This window comes from Paenirhizobium naphthalenivorans (genome assembly GCF_007992095.1).
In the GTDB taxonomy this organism is placed as follows: Bacteria; Pseudomonadota; Alphaproteobacteria; order Rhizobiales; family Rhizobiaceae; genus Allorhizobium; species Allorhizobium naphthalenivorans.
In genome coordinates this window covers 245,413-263,798 of record NZ_BJZP01000002.1, presented here as the reverse complement: position 1 = coordinate 263,798, position 18,386 = coordinate 245,413, and the positions used below count along the sequence as shown (strand labels likewise).

At 61.2% G+C, this 18,386-nt stretch carries 19 protein-coding genes and 1 riboswitch; of the genes, 13 read left to right on the top strand and 6 right to left on the bottom strand.

Going from position 1 to position 18,386, the window contains the following annotated elements; translation table 11 throughout:
• The first annotated feature begins 17 nt into the window (after positions 1-17).
• From RNA01_RS03160 to RNA01_RS03130, 7 genes are all read left to right on the top strand, one after another.
• Positions 18-1,316, top strand: coding sequence for an extracellular solute-binding protein (locus tag RNA01_RS03160; protein ID WP_147178499.1), 1,299 nt, complete (start codon positions 18-20; stop codon positions 1,314-1,316).
• Between the two features lie 72 nt (positions 1,317-1,388).
• Complete coding sequence (locus tag RNA01_RS03155; RefSeq protein ID WP_147178498.1) at positions 1,389-2,270, top strand: ABC transporter permease subunit; 882 nt, start codon at positions 1,389-1,391, stop codon at positions 2,268-2,270.
• An 11-nt stretch (positions 2,271-2,281) separates the two neighbouring features.
• Positions 2,282-3,124 (top strand): sn-glycerol-3-phosphate ABC transporter permease UgpE, encoded by an 843-nt coding sequence (gene ugpE / locus RNA01_RS03150; protein WP_147178497.1) that lies wholly within the window; start codon positions 2,282-2,284, stop codon positions 3,122-3,124.
• Positions 3,125-3,136: 12 nt separating this feature from the next.
• Entirely contained in the window at positions 3,137-4,255 is a 1,119-nt protein-coding gene (locus RNA01_RS03145; RefSeq protein WP_147178496.1) for a sn-glycerol-3-phosphate import ATP-binding protein UgpC, read from the top strand.
• Positions 4,256-4,453: 198 nt separating this feature from the next.
• A complete protein-coding gene (locus RNA01_RS03140; RefSeq protein ID WP_147178495.1) occupies positions 4,454-4,969 on the top strand; it encodes a cupin domain-containing protein in 516 nt (171 codons plus the stop codon).
• A 66-nt stretch (positions 4,970-5,035) separates the two neighbouring features.
• Positions 5,036-5,983 carry a glutathione synthase gene (gene gshB / locus RNA01_RS03135; RefSeq protein WP_147178494.1) on the top strand — a complete coding sequence of 316 codons (948 nt, stop codon included), beginning with the start codon at positions 5,036-5,038 and terminating at the stop codon, positions 5,981-5,983.
• 185 nt (positions 5,984-6,168) lie between these two features.
• A complete protein-coding gene (locus RNA01_RS03130) occupies positions 6,169-7,701 on the top strand; it encodes a YifB family Mg chelatase-like AAA ATPase (protein ID WP_147178493.1) in 1,533 nt (510 codons plus the stop codon).
• 129 nt (positions 7,702-7,830) lie between these two features.
• Here the strand turns inward: RNA01_RS03130 and cysK are convergent, their stop codons facing one another.
• Positions 7,831-8,799 carry a cysteine synthase A gene (gene cysK / locus RNA01_RS03125; RefSeq protein ID WP_147178492.1) on the bottom strand — a complete coding sequence of 323 codons (969 nt, stop codon included), beginning with the start codon at positions 8,797-8,799 and terminating at the stop codon, positions 7,831-7,833.
• A 133-nt stretch (positions 8,800-8,932) separates the two neighbouring features.
• A complete protein-coding gene (locus tag RNA01_RS03120) occupies positions 8,933-9,547 on the bottom strand; it encodes a LysE family translocator (protein ID WP_147178491.1) in 615 nt (204 codons plus the stop codon).
• A 132-nt stretch (positions 9,548-9,679) separates the two neighbouring features.
• On the opposite strand from RNA01_RS03120, the gene RNA01_RS03115 reads away from it, so the two are divergent.
• Positions 9,680-10,312, top strand: a complete 633-nt coding sequence (locus RNA01_RS03115) for a LysE family translocator (protein WP_147178490.1) — start codon at positions 9,680-9,682, stop codon at positions 10,310-10,312.
• 200 nt (positions 10,313-10,512) lie between these two features.
• Here RNA01_RS03115 and dut read toward each other — a convergent pair whose 3' ends face one another.
• A complete protein-coding gene (gene dut / locus RNA01_RS03110) occupies positions 10,513-10,977 on the bottom strand; it encodes a dUTP diphosphatase (protein ID WP_147178583.1) in 465 nt (154 codons plus the stop codon).
• Between the two features lie 94 nt (positions 10,978-11,071).
• Between dut and RNA01_RS03105 the strand changes: the two genes are divergently transcribed.
• Positions 11,072-12,655, top strand: a complete 1,584-nt coding sequence (locus RNA01_RS03105; RefSeq protein WP_147178489.1) for a peptide chain release factor 3 — start codon at positions 11,072-11,074, stop codon at positions 12,653-12,655.
• A gap of 95 nt (positions 12,656-12,750) precedes the next feature.
• Here RNA01_RS03105 and RNA01_RS03100 read toward each other — a convergent pair whose 3' ends face one another.
• Positions 12,751-13,425, bottom strand: a complete 675-nt coding sequence (locus RNA01_RS03100; RefSeq protein ID WP_235916381.1) for an HAD-IA family hydrolase — start codon at positions 13,423-13,425, stop codon at positions 12,751-12,753.
• A gap of 612 nt (positions 13,426-14,037) precedes the next feature.
• A riboswitch (TPP riboswitch) is annotated at positions 14,038-14,134 on the top strand.
• Between the two features lie 53 nt (positions 14,135-14,187).
• Between RNA01_RS03100 and thiM the strand changes: the two genes are divergently transcribed.
• Genes thiM through RNA01_RS03080 form a run of 4 tightly spaced genes read left to right on the top strand, consistent with a single transcriptional unit; the run spans position 14,188 to position 17,199 of the window.
• Positions 14,188-14,991: a hydroxyethylthiazole kinase gene (gene thiM / locus RNA01_RS03095; RefSeq protein ID WP_147178488.1), complete on the top strand. Its 804-nt coding sequence runs from the start codon at positions 14,188-14,190 to the stop codon at positions 14,989-14,991.
• Positions 14,988-15,623: a thiamine phosphate synthase gene (gene thiE, locus RNA01_RS03090; RefSeq protein ID WP_147178487.1), complete on the top strand. Its 636-nt coding sequence runs from the start codon at positions 14,988-14,990 to the stop codon at positions 15,621-15,623. Before thiM ends, thiE begins: the two co-directional genes overlap by 4 nt.
• On the top strand, positions 15,620-16,438 hold the full coding sequence (gene thiD / locus RNA01_RS03085; protein WP_147178486.1) for a bifunctional hydroxymethylpyrimidine kinase/phosphomethylpyrimidine kinase: 819 nt from the start codon (positions 15,620-15,622) through the stop codon (positions 16,436-16,438). The genes thiE and thiD overlap by 4 nt, the downstream gene beginning before the upstream one ends.
• Positions 16,435-17,199, top strand: a complete 765-nt coding sequence (locus tag RNA01_RS03080; protein ID WP_147178485.1) for a 3-oxoacyl-ACP reductase — start codon at positions 16,435-16,437, stop codon at positions 17,197-17,199. The genes thiD and RNA01_RS03080 overlap by 4 nt, the downstream gene beginning before the upstream one ends.
• Before the next feature lie 9 nt (positions 17,200-17,208).
• On the opposite strand, the gene RNA01_RS03075 is transcribed toward RNA01_RS03080, so the two are convergent.
• The gene (locus RNA01_RS03075; protein WP_147178484.1) at positions 17,209-17,739 is read right to left on the bottom strand and encodes a flavin reductase family protein; all 531 of its coding nucleotides are present in this window, start codon (positions 17,737-17,739) and stop codon (positions 17,209-17,211) included.
• The gene (locus RNA01_RS03070) at positions 17,736-18,350 is read right to left on the bottom strand and encodes a hypothetical protein (RefSeq protein WP_147178483.1); all 615 of its coding nucleotides are present in this window, start codon (positions 18,348-18,350) and stop codon (positions 17,736-17,738) included. The genes RNA01_RS03075 and RNA01_RS03070 overlap by 4 nt, the downstream gene beginning before the upstream one ends.
• Positions 18,351-18,386: the final 36 nt, after the last annotated feature.

Genomic DNA, 18,386 nt, shown 5'->3' with positions numbered 1-18,386 from the left:
GTGGAGAGGATCTATCCATGTTCAAGCAATTCTCAATGGCCGCGCTGGCCCTGTCCATGACCGCTTCCACAACGCTTGCCGCGACCAATATCAGCTGGTGGCACGGCATGGGCGGCCGCAATGGCGAAGTGATCAATGAACTCTCTACGAAGTTCAACGAATCCCAGGGCGAATGCAGCCTGACTCCGGTCAGCAAGGGTACCTACGAGGAGGCTCTCGCCGCTGGCATCGCCGCTTTCCGTTCGGGCGAACAGCCGAACATCCTGCAGGTCTTTGACGCTGGCGCCGCCACCATCATCAACGCCAAGGGCGCGACGGTTCCTGCGGAAGACCTGCTCAAGAATGCCGGCTTCGAATTCAATCGCGACGACTTCATCGAAGGCGTCCGCTATTTCTACGCTGACTCCACCGGCAAATTCGTCGGCATGCCGTTCAACTCGTCGGCGCCGATCATGTACATCAACGACGAAGCCCTGAAGAAGGCTGGCGTTGAAGCCCCCAAGACCTGGGAGGAATTTGAAGCTATCGCTCCGAAGCTGAAGGAAGCCGGCTTCATCCCGCTCGTCCAGTCGCAGCTGACCTGGGAGTTCACAGAGAACTTTTTCGCACGTCATAACCTGCAGTTCGCTTCGAACAACAACGGTTACGACAGCGTCGTCGACACCACGATCAACGTCACCGACCCTAACCACGTCATGATGTATGAGAAGCTGAAGGCCTGGTACGACGAAGGCTTCTTCGGCTACTATGGCGCCGGCTGGTCCGACAACCAGAAGCCGTTTGAAGAAAACAAGGTCGCCCTGTGGATCGGCTCGTCCGGTTCGTTCGGCGGTCTCCAGAAGACCGCTGCCATGCCTTTCTCGGCAACCTTCCTGCCCTACTGGAAGTCGGTCAATCCGACCGGTGTTCACACCTTCATCGGTGGCGCCGCCCTGTTTGCCATGTCCGGGAAGTCGGAAGCTGAAAACAAGTGCACGGCCTCCTTCTTCCACTTCCTGACCTCGCCTGAGATCCAGAAGTTCTACCACCAGTCGACCGGTTATGTTGCCATCACCAAGGCGGCCTACGAGCTTGCCAAGTCTGAAGGCTACTACAAGGAAAAGCCGGCTGCCGAAGTCGGCATCCAGCAGCTCTCGCTGCCGGGCGGCGAGTGGGACAAGGGCTACCGCCTTGGCTTCTACCCCCAGATCCGTTCCGTGATGGAGCGCGAATACAACCGTATCTTCTCCGGCGAGACCACCCCGAAGGACGCCATGGAGACCATCAAGAAGGAAGGCGACGAACTGCTCGCCCGCTTCGCCAAGACGGCTGGCTGATTACTCCAGTCTTGAATTGATTATGGCTCCGGGGGTTCAGCGCCCCCGGACCTTTCAGTAAAAGGGCTCCAGATGAAGCGCGTGCAGTTCAACTCGTCGGTTCTTCCCTACCTGTTTCTGTTGCCGCAGATGCTGGTAGTGGTCATCTTTTTCTATTGGCCGTCGGTGCAGGCGATTCAGTCCTCCTTCTATATCGAGGATCCCTTCGGCTTCGGTTCGACCTTTGTCGGCACCGCGAACTACACGGATGCACTCTTTTCCGTCGAGTATCAGAAGATCGCACGTTTCACGCTCGTCTTCACCGTGCTTGTCACGTTTCTGGCGCTTTCCATAGGACTTCTTCTCGCCGTCAAGGCGGATGCTGTGATCCGCGGCAGCAGCGCCTATAAAACCCTGCTCATTTGCGTTTATGCGATCGCGCCGCCGGTGGCCGGTTTGATCGGCATGATGTTTTTCGATCAGCACATTGGCCCCTTTGTGCACATGGCCTCCTACCTCGGCTGGGACATGAAGGTCGGCATCAATTATTTCGATACCGCATTTGCCATGGTCACCGTCGCGGTCTGGAAACAGATCCCATACAACTTCATATTCTTCCTGTCGGGCCTCCAGGGTATTCCGGCATCTATTCGCGAGGCGGCGGCGATCGACTGCCGCTCCGGCAGCCGGCGCTTCTGGACAGTCATTCTGCCGCTTCTGACGCCGACGGCGTTTTTCCTGCTGATCATCAATATCACCTATGCACTGTTCGATACCTTCCCGGTCATCGATGTCATGGTGAAGGACAAGGCGGCCAACAATCCGATCACGCTTGTCTACAAGGTCTTCCTCGACGGTTTCCGAGGCAATGATCTCGGTTCGTCCTCGGCGCAATCCGTCATCCTGATGGTGGTGGTCTTTGCCCTCACCATAGTTCAATTCCGCTTCATTGAGCGGCGCGTTCATTACGGTTGAGGACGGACAAGATGTACAAGACAAAATTCTGGGACCATCTCGTTCTTATGGCCGGCGTGCTTTTCATGCTGACCCCTGTCGTGGTGGCCTTCATGACCTCGACGCATGAAGCGGCCGATATCCACATGAAGGGCCTCATGCTGAGCTGGGGCGGACACTTCGTGGACACTTACGGGACCGTTCTTACCAAGAAGGGCGGTTTTACCGGGCAGGTCACGGGCGCGCGCATGGTGCTCAATTCGCTTATTCTCGGGCTTGGCTTTGCGGTCGGCAAGATCGCATTATCGATGCTGGCGGCCTATGCGATCGTCTATTTTCGCTTCCGCTTCGCCACGCTGGCTTTCTGGATCATCTTCACCACGCTGTTGCTCCCGCTGGAGGTGCGCATTGTTCCATCCTACCAGGTGGCAAGCGAACTCGGCATGCTCAACAGCTATTCCGGTTTGATCGTGCCGCTGTTGGCGTCCGCGACCGGTACATTCTTCTTCCGGCAGTTTTTCAAGTCCGTTCCCGACGAGCTTCTCGAGGCTGCACGCATCGACGGCGCAGGTCCCTTCAAGTTCTTTATCGACATCCTGCTGCCGATATCGCGCACCATGATCGCGGCGGTTTTCATCATCATGTTTGTCTATGGCTGGAACCAGTATCTCTGGCCCCTGCTGATTACGACTGATGAGACCTATTACACCCTGATGCGCGGCATCAAGCAGATCCTGCAAGTCTGGATCGGGTCCCAAATCCCGGACTATAACGAGGCCTTCGCGCTCGCCGTGCTGGCTCTTCTGCCCCCATTGTTGATTGTCGTCGTCTTCCAGAGTTGGTTCATCAAGGGCCTGACCGAAAGCGACAAATAAGGAGCGTTTGCCATGGCCACGATCGATATCAGCCAGGTTTCCAAGATCTACAGCGGCGGCGTGAAGGCGGTGAATGCCGTCGACATCGCCATCAGGGATGGGGAGTTCGTCGTCCTGGTTGGCCCTTCAGGTTGCGGGAAGTCGACCTTGTTGCGCATGGTGGCGGGTCTGGAAAATATTTCCGAGGGCACCGTCTCGATTGACGGCCGCGTGATAAACAAGATCGAGCCCGCCGACCGCGATATCGCCATGGTATTCCAGAACTATGCGCTTTATCCCCACATGACGGTGTTTAACAATCTTGCCTATGGCCTGAAGAATCGCAAGACACCGAAAGCCGAGATCGCGGCTAGGGTCGCCGAGGCGGCACGGATGCTGGAGCTTGAACCCTATCTCGACCGCAAACCGCGCGCACTGTCAGGCGGCCAGCGCCAGCGTGTCGCCATGGGGCGCGCCATCGTGCGTAAGCCTGCGGCTTTCCTCTTCGACGAGCCCCTGTCCAATCTTGATGCCAAGCTACGCGTCTCCATGCGCGGCGAGATCCGTCGCTTGCAGCGACGGCTGGGCACAACCGCCATCTATGTCACCCATGATCAGTTGGAGGCGATGACGCTTGCCGATCGTCTTGTGGTCCTCAACGGTGGGGAAATCGAGCAGATCGGAACGCCGCTCGAAGTCTACCACCAGCCAGCCTCGACTTTTGTCGCCAGCTTCATTGGCTCCCCGGCCATGAACCTCGCTGACGCCACTATCGATGGCAGGCAGCTTGTCATCGGTGGCGCAACCCTTGAACTCGCCAGATCTCCTTCGGCCCAAGGCGCGGTCACCCTGGGCGTTCGGGCCGAGAGCCTGAAACTGGCAGAAGATCACGATTCTGCAGCGTTGCCATTCAAGGTGGATTATGTCGAAGAGCTTGGGGCACAGCGTCTCGTTCATGGTTTTGTCGGAGACCAGGTTTTGACCGTAGTTCTCTCTGGAACGCTGTCTTTACCGGACACGCTACGGCTCACGGTCGCAGCTGCGGATCTGCACATGTTCGACAAGACGACCGGGCGACGCATCCAATCGGCATCGGATGGGACTGCGGAAGCGCATGGAATGGTTGTCACCAAGGCTCCTGTTCCGGCCTGACAGCCAGACCGGAACAGGTTTGCAATCGATCTCCTCCGGTTCTTCCGGACGCAATCAGGGAAGTTCCCCGATCACCGGGAGGTGGAGCCTCTTGGTTGTCAAAGTTGTTGCATGGCTAAAATTTTAGCCTTCTGGCGAACCATTTCTCCAAACTCGTCGCGCTATCATTGTGTCGGATCAAACGAGTGGGGGGAAGCTATGCCGATCAAGTTGATGTTTGCTGCAGTGGCCCTGGTCGCAATGGCGCGCAGGGAAGCGCCGGCGACAAAACCGGCCTTGGTGGTCGGCCACAAAGAAAAATTGGATTTGAAGCCTGCGCCGATTAATCCAGCTTGGGTCATCCAGGGACAGCCGTGGGCACGCGCGGCCAATCATTCGGAAGCCGACGACAGGGCGGCAGCGACGGCGGTTTGGGATTGCACGGCCGGCGAGTTCCGCTGGTTCTTTCGTTGGGACGAGACTGTGGTGATTGAGGAAGGTAGCGTCTTGGTTACTGCCGAGGATGGCACACAGCGCCTTTTGACAAAGGGTGATATCGCCTATTTCCGTGGTGGAACCTGGGCTACCTGGCGTATTGACAACTATGTTCGCAAAATAGCGTTCTTCCGCCGCCCCTTGCCATCGCCGTTGGCCTTTGCCTATCGCGCCGGCAATGCCTTGCGGCGCAGAAGTCTGGGCCTGCGGCTTCACTGGGGCAGGCTTTCACAAAATTGAATCGCGGACCCGTTGCCTTTGAACGTTGGGCCACCTAAGTCTTTGGACCAAACGAAAGGGCGGTTCATGGCCAAGATTTCCAAAGTTGCGATCCAGATGGATCACGTGTCCTCGATCTCTATCGGCGGAGATTCTACGTTTGCCATGAGCCTGGAAGCGCAGGCGCGCGGCTACCAGCTTTTCCACTATACGCCGGACCGACTGTCGATGCGCGATGGCAAGGTCTATGCGACCGTGGAGCCGATGACTCTTCGTGACGTGAAGGGTGACCACTTCACTTTGGGCGAGGCCGAGCGCGTCGATCTTTCGACCATGGACGTGGTGCTTCTGCGCCAGGATCCGCCCTTCGACATGGCCTATATCACCTCGACGCATATGCTCGAGCGGATCCATCCGAAGACACTCGTCGTCAACGATCCGGCCTGGGTTCGCAATTCGCCGGAGAAGATTTTCGTTACCGAATTCGCCGACCTCATGCCGCAGACGCTGATCACCCGCGACGCCGGCGAGATCGCCCGGTTCCGCGAGGAAATGGGCGACATCATCCTGAAGCCGCTTTACGGCAATGGCGGCGCCGGCGTTTTCCACTCCACCCGTGACGACCGCAATTTCACTTCGTTGATGGAGATGTTCCATCAGATGTTCCGCGAGCCCTTCATTGCGCAGGCCTATCTGCCGGCGGTGCGCAAGGGTGACAAGCGGATCATTCTGGTCGATGGCGAACCGGTCGGCGCGATCAACCGTGTGCCGGCCGAAACCGACAGCCGTTCCAACATGCACGTTGGCGGGCGCGCTGAGGCAACGGAGCTGACGACGCGCGAAAAGGAAATCTGCGCCCGCATCGGGCCCGCGCTGAAGGAGCGCGGCTTCCTGCTGGTCGGCATCGATGTCATCGGCGACTATATGACCGAGATCAACGTCACCTCGCCGACCGGTATTCGCGAGGTCAAGAAGTTTGGCGGCGCCGATATTGCCGCGCTGCTTTGGGATGCGATCGAGAGGAAACGCGCCTGAGGTATTTTCCTTCCGCATTTCCCTTTTTGTTCTATTTGCACAACCGACTGCAACCGAAAAACGAGTATTGCGCGAATTTGTTCCGTTAATGTTCTTGTCTCCTGTCCGAAATCGTGCCAGATTGCAACTCACGGCTCGCGCAAGACGTAGTTGTGAAGAGCGATCTGGTTTCGTGGGGGCGGGCAATGGTAGCGCGTGTCAGTACGGTTGCATTCCAGGGGATTGAAGGCGTTCCGGTTGATGTCCAGGTAATGGTCGCGCCTGGCAAGATCAACATGCATATTGTCGGACTGCCCGACAAGGCGGTGGCTGAAAGCCGCGAGCGGGTCCAGGCGGCGCTGCATGCCTCGGGCCTCGCCCTTCCGCCCAAGAAGGTCACGATCAATCTTGCTCCTGCAGACCTGCCGAAGGAGGGTTCGCATTTCGACCTGCCGATCGCGCTTGGCCTGATGGCGGCACTCGGCGCCATCCCGGGTGATGCACTTTCCAATTATGTGGTGATCGGCGAGCTTAATCTCGACGGCACGATCGCATCGGTTGCCGGCGCGCTGCCGGCGGCGATCGGTGCCAATACGCTCGGCAAGGGGCTGATCTGCCCGGCTGATTGCGGTGCCGAGGCCGCTTGGGCGGGAGCCGACATCGACATCCTCGCGCCGCGCAGCCTGATCGCGCTTGCCAATCATTTCCGCGGCACCCAGGTACTCACTCGCCCGGAACCGGCGATCAGAGCGCTGCCCGCCAACCTACCGGACCTTGCCGACATCAAGGGTCAGGAAAGCGCAAAGCGGGCGCTGGAAGTCGCAGCCGCCGGTGGGCACAACCTCCTGATGGTCGGGCCACCGGGATCGGGCAAGTCCATGCTGGCCGCTCGCCTCCCGTCGATCCTTCCCCCGCTTTCAGCCGCAGAATTGCTGGAAGTGTCTATGGTTCATTCGATCGCCGGCCAGCTTTCCGGCGGCAAACTGTCCGATCGCCGGCCGTTTCGCACGCCACACCATTCGGCGACGATGGCCGCGCTGGTTGGCGGTGGCTTGCGCGCGCGCCCGGGCGAGGCTTCGCTCGCCCACCGTGGTGTCCTCTTCCTCGACGAACTGCCGGAGTTTGCCCCGCCGGTGCTCGATGCGCTACGTCAGCCGTTGGAGAGCGGCGAATGCATCATCGCGCGTGCTAACCACAGGGTTGCCTATCCTGCCGAGTTCCAGTTGGTGGCGGCGATGAACCCCTGCCGCTGCGGCATGGCAGGCGAGCCGGGCCACACTTGCGCGCGCGGACCGCGCTGCATGACGGATTATCAGGGCCGAATTTCCGGGCCGCTGATGGATCGCGTTGACATCCGTATAGACGTGCCAGCGGTCTCCGCCTCCGACCTGATCCGACCGATGGCGGCGGAGAAGAGCGCTGACGTGGCCCGGCGCGTGGCACTCGCCCGAGACATGCAGCGCGAGCGGTTCGAAGCGGCCGGTGTCGCCGGCGTGACCACCAATGCTCGCTGCTCTACGGCGCTGATCGAGACCTTGGCGGAGCCGGACGCGGCAGGCCTGCAATTGCTGCGCGACGCGGCGGACAAGTTCAAGTTCTCTGCCCGTGGCTATCACCGGGTACTGAAAGTGGCACGCACGCTGGCCGATCTCGACGGCGCTCCGCTGCTCGGTCGTATCCATCTGGCCGAGGCGATTTCCTACCGTATCTCCTCCGAGCGGCTGTCGGCGGTGGCCTGAGGCATTGATGTCGGCGCGGGTGGATGAATACCGGCCAAGCGGGGCTCCTCTTGGTATGCGAGCCGTCAGATACCTGGAAAAGAAAAGGGGGGCTCGCCCCCCTTCACGCGAAGGCGAGCCGTTCTCCGCTCAGTCGCCGAGGCCGTCAAACAGGGCCGTCGAGAGATAGCGTTCGGCAAAGGACGGGATGATGACAACGATGGTCTTGCCGGCGTTTTCCTCGCGCTGGCCGACCTTGATGGCAGCGGTGAGGGCGGCACCCGAGGAGATGCCGACCGGAACACCTTCGAGCCGGGCGACGAGCCGGGCGTTTTCGAAGGCTTCTTCATTGGTGACGGTGACGATCTCGTCATAGACCTTGGTGTCAAGGACGCCGGGCGCGAAACCGGCGCCGATGCCCTGGATCTTGTGTGGGCCAGGGTTGCCGCCGGAGAGAACCGGGCTGTCGGCTGGCTCCACGGCGATGACCTGGACAGAGGGCTTCTTTGCCTTCAACACTTGGCCGGTGCCGGTGATCGTTCCGCCGGTGCCGATGCCAGACACCAGGATGTCAACGCCGCCGTCGGTGTCGTTCCAGATTTCCTCGGCCGTTGTCTTGCGGTGGATTTCCGGGTTGGCCGGGTTTTCGAACTGCTGCGGAATGATCGCGTCAGGAAGGGTTGCGGCAAGCTCTTCGGCTTTGGCGATTGCGCCCTTCATGCCTTTCGGACCTTCCGTCAGCACGAGTTCGGCGCCGAGCAGGGCGAGCATCTTGCGTCGCTCGATCGACATGGTCTCGGGCATGGTGAGGATCAGCTTGTAGCCCTTGGCTGCGGCAGCGAAGGCCAGCGCGATGCCGGTATTGCCGGAGGTCGGTTCGATCAGCGTGGTCTTGCCGGGGGTGATCTTGCCCTGAGCTTCCAGGCTCTCGATCATGGCTACGCCGATGCGGTCCTTGACTGAGGCAATCGGATTGAAGAACTCGAGCTTGGCGAGAAGATTGGCTTTCACGCCCTTTTCTTTCGCCAGCTTGTCAAGGCGCACGATCGGCGTATCGCCGATCGTCTCGGTGATTGAGGCATAGACGCGGCCGCGGCCCGGTTTCTTCATATCGGACATGGTGATCTCCCTTTGGGTATGCTTTGGCGACACAGTAGGGCGAAAGCCTGAAGCTATCCAGAACCCTTCGCCTAGACGTTCGCGAATGATTAGAAAAATCACACGCTTCGCGACGCGGGTCGCGAAATTTTATTCAGGCGCGCGCGGCGATATAGGCTGCCGTGCCGGCGAGAACGGTCGCCGCCGAACGGTTGAGTGTTTTTAGTGAATTGGGTTTCTTCAGCAGTGTCCGCGCCTGTGAGGCCAGCAGGATATAGGGGACGAGCACGGCGAGCAGCATGACGAAGGTAATGCCGACGAGGGCGGCATAGTCCTTCGCCCCGATGGCCTCCAGCGGGATCAGTGTCGGAACCAATGCGACATAGAACAGCATGGTCTTCGGATTGCCGAGCGTGACGAGCAGGCCGGAGAGGAAGGAGAGCCCGACATGTGTCGAGCGCTTGGCCTCGATATTCTGCGCGATCAGTCCGGTCGTCCAGAGCTTCCAAGCGATGTAGACGAGATAGAGCACGCCTAGGTATTTGATGATCGCGAAGGGCGTGGTCAACGTCTGCGCCACCAACGCCAGGCCGAAGATGACGGCGGTCAGATAGCAGAGGTCGCCGAGGATAAGGCCGAGCCCCATAAAGAAGGTCGGGCGAAAACCCGATCCCAGCGCGCGTGCCACGATCGCGGTCATGCCGGGGCCGGGAATGACGGCAGCGACGAAAAGTGCACCACTGTAGGCGAGAAGCGTGGCCGGTGTCATGAGATCCTCCGTGAACGGCTGATTGCTAGCGCGCCGCCGCCGAACTTGCAATGGTGACAAGAACGGCGTTGCTGCGGCAGGGCGGCTCGGTTTAGCACGTTCGCGAGAAATGCCAGCCAAGGGCCTCGCCCCATGCCTTCTTCCTCATCCTTGATCGCCTTCGCCCTCATCTGCCTCGGCATGGTGCTGACGCCCGGGCCGAACATGATCTATCTCGTGTCACGCTCCATCTGCCAGGGGCCGGTCGCCGGTCTTGTTTCGCTCGGCGGCGTGGCGCTCGGCTTTGTCTTCTACATGCTGATGTCGGCGCTCGGCATCACCGTGCTGGTCATGGCCGTGCCCTTTGCCTATGACGCGCTGAAGTTCGCCGGCGCCGCCTATCTGCTCTGGCTTGCCTGGCAGGCCATCCGGCCAGGCGGTCGCTCGCCATTTCAGGTGCGCGACCTGCCGAACGACAGCCCGCGCAAGCTCTTCATGATGGGGCTGGTCACCAACCTGCTGAACCCCAAGGCCGCTGTTCTCTATCTCTCCCTGCTGCCGCAGTTCGTCGATCCGGCGTTGGGCAGCGTGCTCCTGCAATCGGTGGTGCTTGGCGGCAGCCAGATAGCCATCAGCCTCGCGGTCAATGCAATGATCGCGCTGATGGCCGGCTCGATAGCGCTTTTCCTCGCCAGGCGGCCCTTCTGGATGGTGGTGCAGCGCTGGCTGATGGGCACGGTTCTCGTCGGGCTTGCCGCTCGCATGGCGACCGAAGCCCAGCGATAGGGTTTCAGAACATCGGCCGCCTGGCGCACGCTGCATGACTGATCTCGACCGGATTCTGGAACGGAGTGTCGACAGGGCCTAGACCAAGGCCTCGATGATCAACTAGATCCCGAAGATGTCGAGGAACACAGTTTTGGCGGCTGCCCAACCGACCGGATCGTCGAAATAGTCCTGCCGGAAGGTCAGCTTTCCCTTCACGGTCAGACCCCCGTCGAGCCGAAGCCGCCGGCGCCGCGGGTGGTTTGCGAGGCATTGGAGACTTCCGCCACACGCGCCTGCACGACCGGCGCGATCACCATTTGGGCGATCCGCATGCCGCGGCTGATCTCGAACGGCTCGTGCCCGAGATTGACAAGCAGCACCTTCACCTCGCCGCGATAGTCGCTGTCGATCGTGCCCGGCGTGTTGAGGCAGGTGACGCCGTTCTTGAAGGCGAGGCCGGAGCGGGGCCGAATCTGCGCCTCGAAGCCTTCCGGGATCTCGAAGACGAAGCCGGTCGGCACCAGCGTTCTGTCGCCCGGCGAAAGCACGAGTGGCTCGCCTTCGGCGACGGCGGCCCGCAGGTCCATGCCGGCGGCGCCCTTGGTCTCGTAAGCTGGCAGGGGGATGCCGTCGCCGTGTGGCAGGCGAACGAGATTGAGCATGGGGCCGAGAACATCTCGCATGGCGGTCATCCTTCCTTCCGGGAGCGTTCCTCTTCCCAATTGCATATTCGACCCCAAGTCGCTAGATAACCGCCCAACAAAAGGATTTCTCTTCATGGCCGAAACGCTTGCAGAGGCGGTCTCCCGCCGCCGCACCTTCGCGATTATCGCGCACCCGGATGCCGGCAAAACCACGCTCACCGAAAAGCTGCTGTTGTTCGGCGGCGCCATCCAGCTTGCCGGTGAGGTCAAGGCCAAGAAGGACCGCATCCAGACCCGCTCGGACTGGATGAAGATCGAGCGTGAGCGCGGCATCTCCGTCGTCACCTCGGTGATGACCTTCGAATATGAAGGCAATGTCTTCAACATTCTCGACACGCCAGGCCACGAAGACTTCGCCGACGATACCTATCGCACGCTGACGGCGGTCGATGCGGCGGTCATGGTCATCGATGCCGCTAAGGGTATCGAGCCGCGAACGCTGAAGCTGTTCGAAGTCTGCCGCATGCGCGACATTCCGATCATTACTTTCATCAACAAGATGGACCGCGAAAGCCGTGACCCCTTCGAGATCCTCGACGAGGTCGAGGAGAAGCTGGCGCTTGATACTGCCCCGGTGACTTGGCCGGTAGGGCGTTCGAAGACTTTCTGTGGCTCTTACAACCTGGTGGAAAACACTTTCCGTGGCTCCGACAAGCAAGTCGATGGCCTGCCGGTTAACAGCCCGTCCAATGTTGCCGAGAAGCTACCGGAAAACGAACGCGCGGCCTTCATTGAAGAGCTGGAGCTTGCCCAGGAGGCCTGCCGCCCGTTTGACCGCCAATCCTTCCTCGAAGGCCACATGACTCCGGTCTTTTTCGGCTCGGCGCTGAAGAACTTCGGCGTGCGCGATCTGATCAATGCGCTCGGCGATATGGCCCCGCCACCACGCGACCAAGTGGCCGACACCCGCACCGTCCATGCCAATGAAGACAAGATGACGGCCTTCGTTTTCAAGATTCAGGCCAACATGGACCCCAACCATCGCGACCGCATCGCCTTTGCCCGCATCTGCTCCGGCAAGCTGGAGCGCGGCATGAAGGTCCGCCTTGCCCGTACCGGCAAGCAGATCGGTTTAACGGCGCCGCAGTTCTTCTTCGCCTCGCAACGCCAGCTGGCCGACACGGCCTTTGCCGGTGATGTGGTCGGCATTCCGAACCATGGCACGCTCCGTATCGGCGATACGTTGACTGAAGGCGAGCCTCTGGTCTTCCAGGGCGTGCCGAATTTTTCGCCGGAAATCCTGCGCCGTGTGCGACTTGAGGATGCGATGAAGGCCAAGAAGCTGAAGGAAGCCTTGCAGCAGATGGCCGAAGAGGGCGTCGTGCAGCTATTCTCTCCGGAAGACGGTTCTCCTGCGATCGTCGGCGTGGTTGGCGCGCTTCAGCTCGACGTCCTGAAGGAGCGCCTTTCTGCCGAATACGGTCTGCCGGTCTCATTTGAAATGTCGCGCTTTTCGGTCTGCCGATGGATTTCTGCTGACCAACCGGCCGAGCTGGAGAAATTCATGAGCCAGCGCCGCGGCGATATCTGCCGAGACCTCGACGGTGACCCGGTGTTCATGGCGCAGGACGGCTTTTCCCTGCGCTATGAGAGCGAACGTTACCCGGCGATCAAAATGGCCGCGATCAAGGAATATCACGCCATCAAGGCGGCGTGATCGTCCGCTCCGCAGGGCGGCGTCCTGGCCGCTCTCGATATACCGCAGCATGACGCCCGGGCGTGAACCCGTGCTTTGCCGCAGATGAAGGCCGGTCAGATCGCCCGGACGATCTGCAAATGGCCCGTCGAATCGACGTGCACGCCAAGGCCCTCATAAGACGCGATCGTCGGATGCGGGGTCTCCATCGTATGGCCATGGGTGGCGGTGACCACCATCACGTCGGCCCCTGCGGCCTCGGCCGCGCGCACGCCCGCCAGAACATCCTCGAACACCAGGCAGCGGGCCGGGTCAGCGCCGATATGCCGCGCGCCCAGCCGATAGCCCGCGGGATCCGGCTTGCCGATCACCACATCCTCGGCGGTGACGATCTTCGGCGGCTGCGGCAGGCCGGCGGCCTCAATGCGGGCGCGGGCCAACGCAACAGGGGCCGAGGTGACGATCGACCAGCGGTCGGACGGGAGCGCGTTCAGGAAATCGATCGCGCCGGGCAGGGCCACCACGCCCTCGACATCCTCGATCTCGGCGCGTTCGATGACCAGCGCTTCGGCTTCCACGTCGACGTCCGGCAGGCCCAGTCCGCGAATGGTGTCGATGCCGCGCTTGCCATGCATGGTGGGCAGAAAGGCCTCAACATCAAGGCCATGACGCGCCGCCCATTTTGCCCAGACCCGCTCGGCGGCGGCGATGGAATTCAGCAGCGTTCCGTCCATGTCGAACAGGAAACCGGCATAACGTTTGTCGAAGACTGTGGTTTGAGCGGAGGTCAATCGCGGGGCTCCTTGCAGCGGGACGGGAGGCGAGGCAATACAATGCACTAGCCGCTTTTGGCGATCACCGCAAACGGCGCTGGCCGACCGCGAACAGTGAGTGATCAACTGGATCCGGCAGAGTGTCGACTCTCCGAGATCCTTCTTCGGTGCGATCAAGACGGCACCATCGCCTTGGCCGATATTGAGGAAGACGATCTCAAGCTATCGCTCGCTCGTCGTGTGGGCTTTGGGAATGCGGAGCGTTTCCGGCTTCTTGGTCGTCGGGCCCCAGAGAATTTCCAGTCAGCCAACGGGTTGTTCTGGCACAACCTCAAGTCAGTCACTCCATAGGACCTGTCGCTTCCCCGTTGTTCGATTGGTGGCGTAGAAGTAGGTCTTCGCGGTCCGGCCGCGGCTATTCTTCGGCAAGTCGACGAAGCGATGATCCAAGCCAGGCGTCTCCATCAAGGGTGCTGCCAGGAAGCGGAGCACCCGGACGGGGCTATCGTAGCGGATTCGCCTCTTTTGCGCGAGATGGCAAATAGATACACGTTATGGGTGAGAATACTTGGCCGATGTTGTGTTCGCTGGGGAGGTGACAGGTCGCTGCGCTGCATCTATAACGGAGGCATTGAGAGACAGGGGCGTTCGTCTAACGATGGGCTGAGAAGCACCCTTTGAACCTGAACCAGATAATGCTGGCGGAGGGAGTCGCTCGGGGTCTTTTCGCCGTTCGCGCGCTACTTGTCCCCCAGCACTTGCCTCGCTGAAAGGGGCAAGATGACCAAGGCCGAGACATTTGGAACACTGCTGGACGAAATGCGTGCCACCGCGCCGCTTGTGCAGTGCATCACTAACTACGTTGCAATGAACATCGCCGCCAATGTCCTGCTGGCGGCGGGGGGCTCGCCGGCCATGGTGCACGCCCAAGAGGAAGCAGGCGAATTCGCCGGTTTTGCTGGGGCGTTGACCGTCAATATCGGCACGCTCTCGCCTACTTGGGTCGACGGGATGAAAGCAGCGATCGGTGGTGCGGTTGCGGCTCGCCGCCCGTGGGTTCTCGACCCGGTCGCCCATTTCGCCACCGGCTTTCGCCGCAAGGTGACGGCTGATCTTCTGGCGCTCGGGCCGACCGTGGTGCGCGGCAACGCTTCGGAGATCATCGCGCTTGCCGGTGGTGTGAGCAGTGCCAGGGGAGTCGACAGCCGCGATCCGGTGGAGCAGGCGGAGGAGGCAGCACGATGGCTGGCGCATAAGCAGCGCTGCATCGTCGCCGTCACCGGCGCGACCGATCTCGTCACCGATGGCAACCGCGCCACTCGCATCGAAGGCGGTTCGCCGCTGATGCCCAAAGTGACGGCTTTGGGTTGCTCGCTGACCTGCCTTGTCGGCGCCTATGCAGCGATCCGCCCGCAAGATCCGTTCGGTGCGACGGTGGCGGCACTCACCCATTTCGCCGTGGCCGGTGAGCAAGCTGGAAAACAGTCGCCGGGACCGGGCAGCTTTGCTGTCGGCTTCCTCGATCTGCTGGCCGAGGTCGATGGCGTCATGCTCGACAAGCTCGCGCGGGTGGTGCGGCTGTGAAAAGGTTCGACCTTTCCCTCTATCTGGTGCTTGATCCAGCGCTTTGCCGGCCGCTCGGCATGGTCGAAACCGCGCGGCTGGCTGTCGCCGGGGGCGTAACTATGGTGCAGTTGCGCGACAAAGGTGCTTCGCCGGCGCAGATGATTGAGACGGGCAGAGCGCTGAAGGCGGCACTGGCCGACAGTGGTGTGTCACTGATCGTCAATGATGACGTCGAGGCGGCGGTCGCGATCGGCGCGGATGGCCTGCATGTCGGGCAGGACGATATGGAGGTGCAGACGGCCCGTCAGTTGATCGGGCCGGACATGATCCTCGGACTTTCGGTGGAAACAGAGGCGCTGGCGGCGCGTGTCGATCCGGCGATGGTTGATTATGTCGGAGCCGGACCCGTTTTCACCACGGCCACCAAACCCGGCCACAAGCCGCCTATCGGCATGGATGGCCTTGCCCGCCTGATCGCGGCGACGTCGTTGCCGGCAGTCGCCATTGGCGGCCTTAAGGTCGAGCATGTCGCGACAAGCCTCGCTGCGGGCGCCGCAGGTCTCGCCGTCGTTTCGGCCATATGCGGCCAGCCCGATCCGCGCACCGCCGCCTTGAAACTCTCCCAAGCCATCCGAAAGGCCAGATCATGATTCGTAACGTTTTATCGATCGCCGGTTCCGATCCCTCGGGCGGTGCCGGCATCCAGGCCGATCTCAAGGCCTTCGCCGCGCGCGGTGTCTACGGCATGGCAGCGCTGACGGCATTGACCGCCCAGAACACGCAAGGTGTCTCCGCCGTCCATCCAGTGCCGCCGGACTTCGTCGGCGAGCAGATTCGCATGGTCTTTGCCGATGTGCGTGTCGATGCGGTGAAGATCGGCATGATTGCCAATGCCGGGATCGCCGAAGCAGTGGCCGCAATACTCGTCCAGCATCGCGGCATGCCAGTGGTGCTGGACCCGGTAATGGTTGCCAAGGGCGGCGCCTCGCTGCTCGATCCGCAGGCGGTGGCGGCGCTGACGACCCTTCTGCTGCCGCTCGCCACACTCGTCACCCCCAATCTCCCGGAGGTGGCAGCTCTGCTTGGCGAAGCCGAGGCAAGCGATCGCCAGACCATGGAGGAACAGGCTGTGCGGCTGCGGGCGCTCGGTCCCTCCGCTGTACTGGTCAAGGGCGGCCATCTCGGCGGTGTGGAAAGCCCGGACGTGCTCGTGTCCGACGCAGGCACCTGCTGGTTCGAGGCGCCGCGTGTCGAAACCCAAAATACCCATGGCACGGGATGCTCGCTATCGAGCGCTATAGCCGCCGAACTCGCCAAGGGGCTTGCCCCGCATGTCGCCGTTGCTGCCGCCAAGACATGGCTCGCCGGCGCGATTGCCGGCGCCGATGCACTTGTCGTTGGCTCCGGCCATGGGCCGGTCCACCATTTTCACACACTCTGGAGCACTAAAGGAAATAACCCATGAGCCTGCCCCTCGACCAACAAACAGTCCTTGTCACCGGCGCCGGCCGTGGCCTCGGCGCCGCGATTGCCGCAGCCTTTGCCGGCGAAGGGGCAAACGTCGCGGTGAACTATCGCAACAGCCGGAAGCAGGCGGAAGAGCTCGTGCTCCGGCTTGGCGAGAGGGCGGCTGCCTTCGGAGCCGACGTGCGTGACGGAGACGCAATCGAGCAAATGGTGGCCGATGTCACGGGGAGGCTCGGTGCCCCGACTACGATCGTCCACAATGCGCTTGCCGATTTCTCCTTCAACGGTGATGCGCGCACCAAGCTCGATGTGCTGAGCTGGGAGGAGGTCGCCGCGCACATGGAAACCGGGGTGAAGGGTGCCCTGAACCTGATCCGGGCCGCGATACCTTCAATGCGGGAACGCGGCTTCGGCCGGATCGTGCTGATCGGCACCAATCTCTTCCAGAATCCGGTCGTGCCCTATCACGACTATACCGCCGCCAAGGCCGCGCTGTTGTCGCTGGCGCGCACGGCAGCCGCCGAACTCGGGCCCTTGGGGATTACCGTCAACATGGTTTCGGGCGGCCTGTTGCGCACCACGGATGCCAGCAGTGCGACGCCGGAATCGGTGTTCGACCTGATCGCCGCCAACACGCCTCTGCGTCGGGTGACGACACCCGAAGAACTGGCCGATGCCGTACTGTTCTTCGCCAGCCCCTGGGCGCGCGCGGTGACTGGACAGAATCTGATCGTCGACGGCGGGCTGGTGTTCAATTGAGCAAGCAGGTTACGGCATCTTCGAGTCGAGGGTGATGTCTTCACCGTCGACCGCGAAGGTACCGTAACCCTTGTGGTGCAAGGTTTTCGGCGCGACTTGTTTTGGGTCATGCCAAGCCTTGACCACGTCCAGCACGAAGAGGTTGTGTCGCTCGACGAAGTCGCGGTCCACCACCTTGCACTCGAGATTGGCGAAACACTCGCCGATCAGCGGCGCGGACACGGCTTCGGCCGGCAGCGCGGTGAGCCCGATCGTGGCGAATTTGTCAGTGTCGCGTCCAGAACAATTGCCGACCGCCACGACCTTTTCCGCCATCGCGGCGGAAGGGATGGAGATCACGCATTCGCCGGTCCTTGAGAGCGCGGCGAAGCTGTGGTCGGCGGAACTGACGATGCAGCCGATCCGTGGCGGGGTGAACTCCATCATCATATGCCAGGACATGGTCATGACGTTCGGCTTGCCGTGGAAGGCGGTGGTGAGCAGGACCACCGGTCCTGGTTCGATCAGTTGGTAAACCTTATCGAGCGCATAGGCTTTCATGGTTTCGGATCCTCCGGCAGGGTCTTGTTGCGGCGATAGCTTTCGACCCAGGCATGATAGGCTTCCGCATCGCCATATTCGAGGAATTGTTCGAAGTAGGGATGGGGATCGGCGGCGCGCGTCGCGTGCTTGATTGGGCACCAGAAGCGCTCGGTGCGCCCGGCGATCTCGCGGGCATAGGCGATCACGCCGTTGGCATAGCCGCAGTAGATGCAGTTGAGCTTTTCCAGCCCGTTCAGATAGGCGAGATGCTCGCGGTCAATGACGATATGGCTGCCGCGCTTGACCCGTTCAATGTCATAAACGCGAAAGCAGATCTGCTGATAGATCGTCACCGAGAGATCGAGCAACACGATTGGAATGATCAGCCCGTAGATGAAGGGGGCCGTCAGCAGGTAGGCAAGGTTGCCGCGCGTGACATAGCGCCAAAGGCCGGTCCGGTATTCGGCCTGCCACTTGCGCATGTCTTTTTCGAAGCGGACCTTGCCTCGCTCCAATTGGTAGCGGAAGCGCTCGCGCTGGGCTGCGATACGCCGGTCGAGTTCCTCTTCAAGTTCTCGGCGGACCGCGGCGAGCCGCTCCTGGATATCCTCGAGAACGGTCTTTTCCATATTGCTATTCCTTGTCGTAATGCCCCGCGGCGAGCC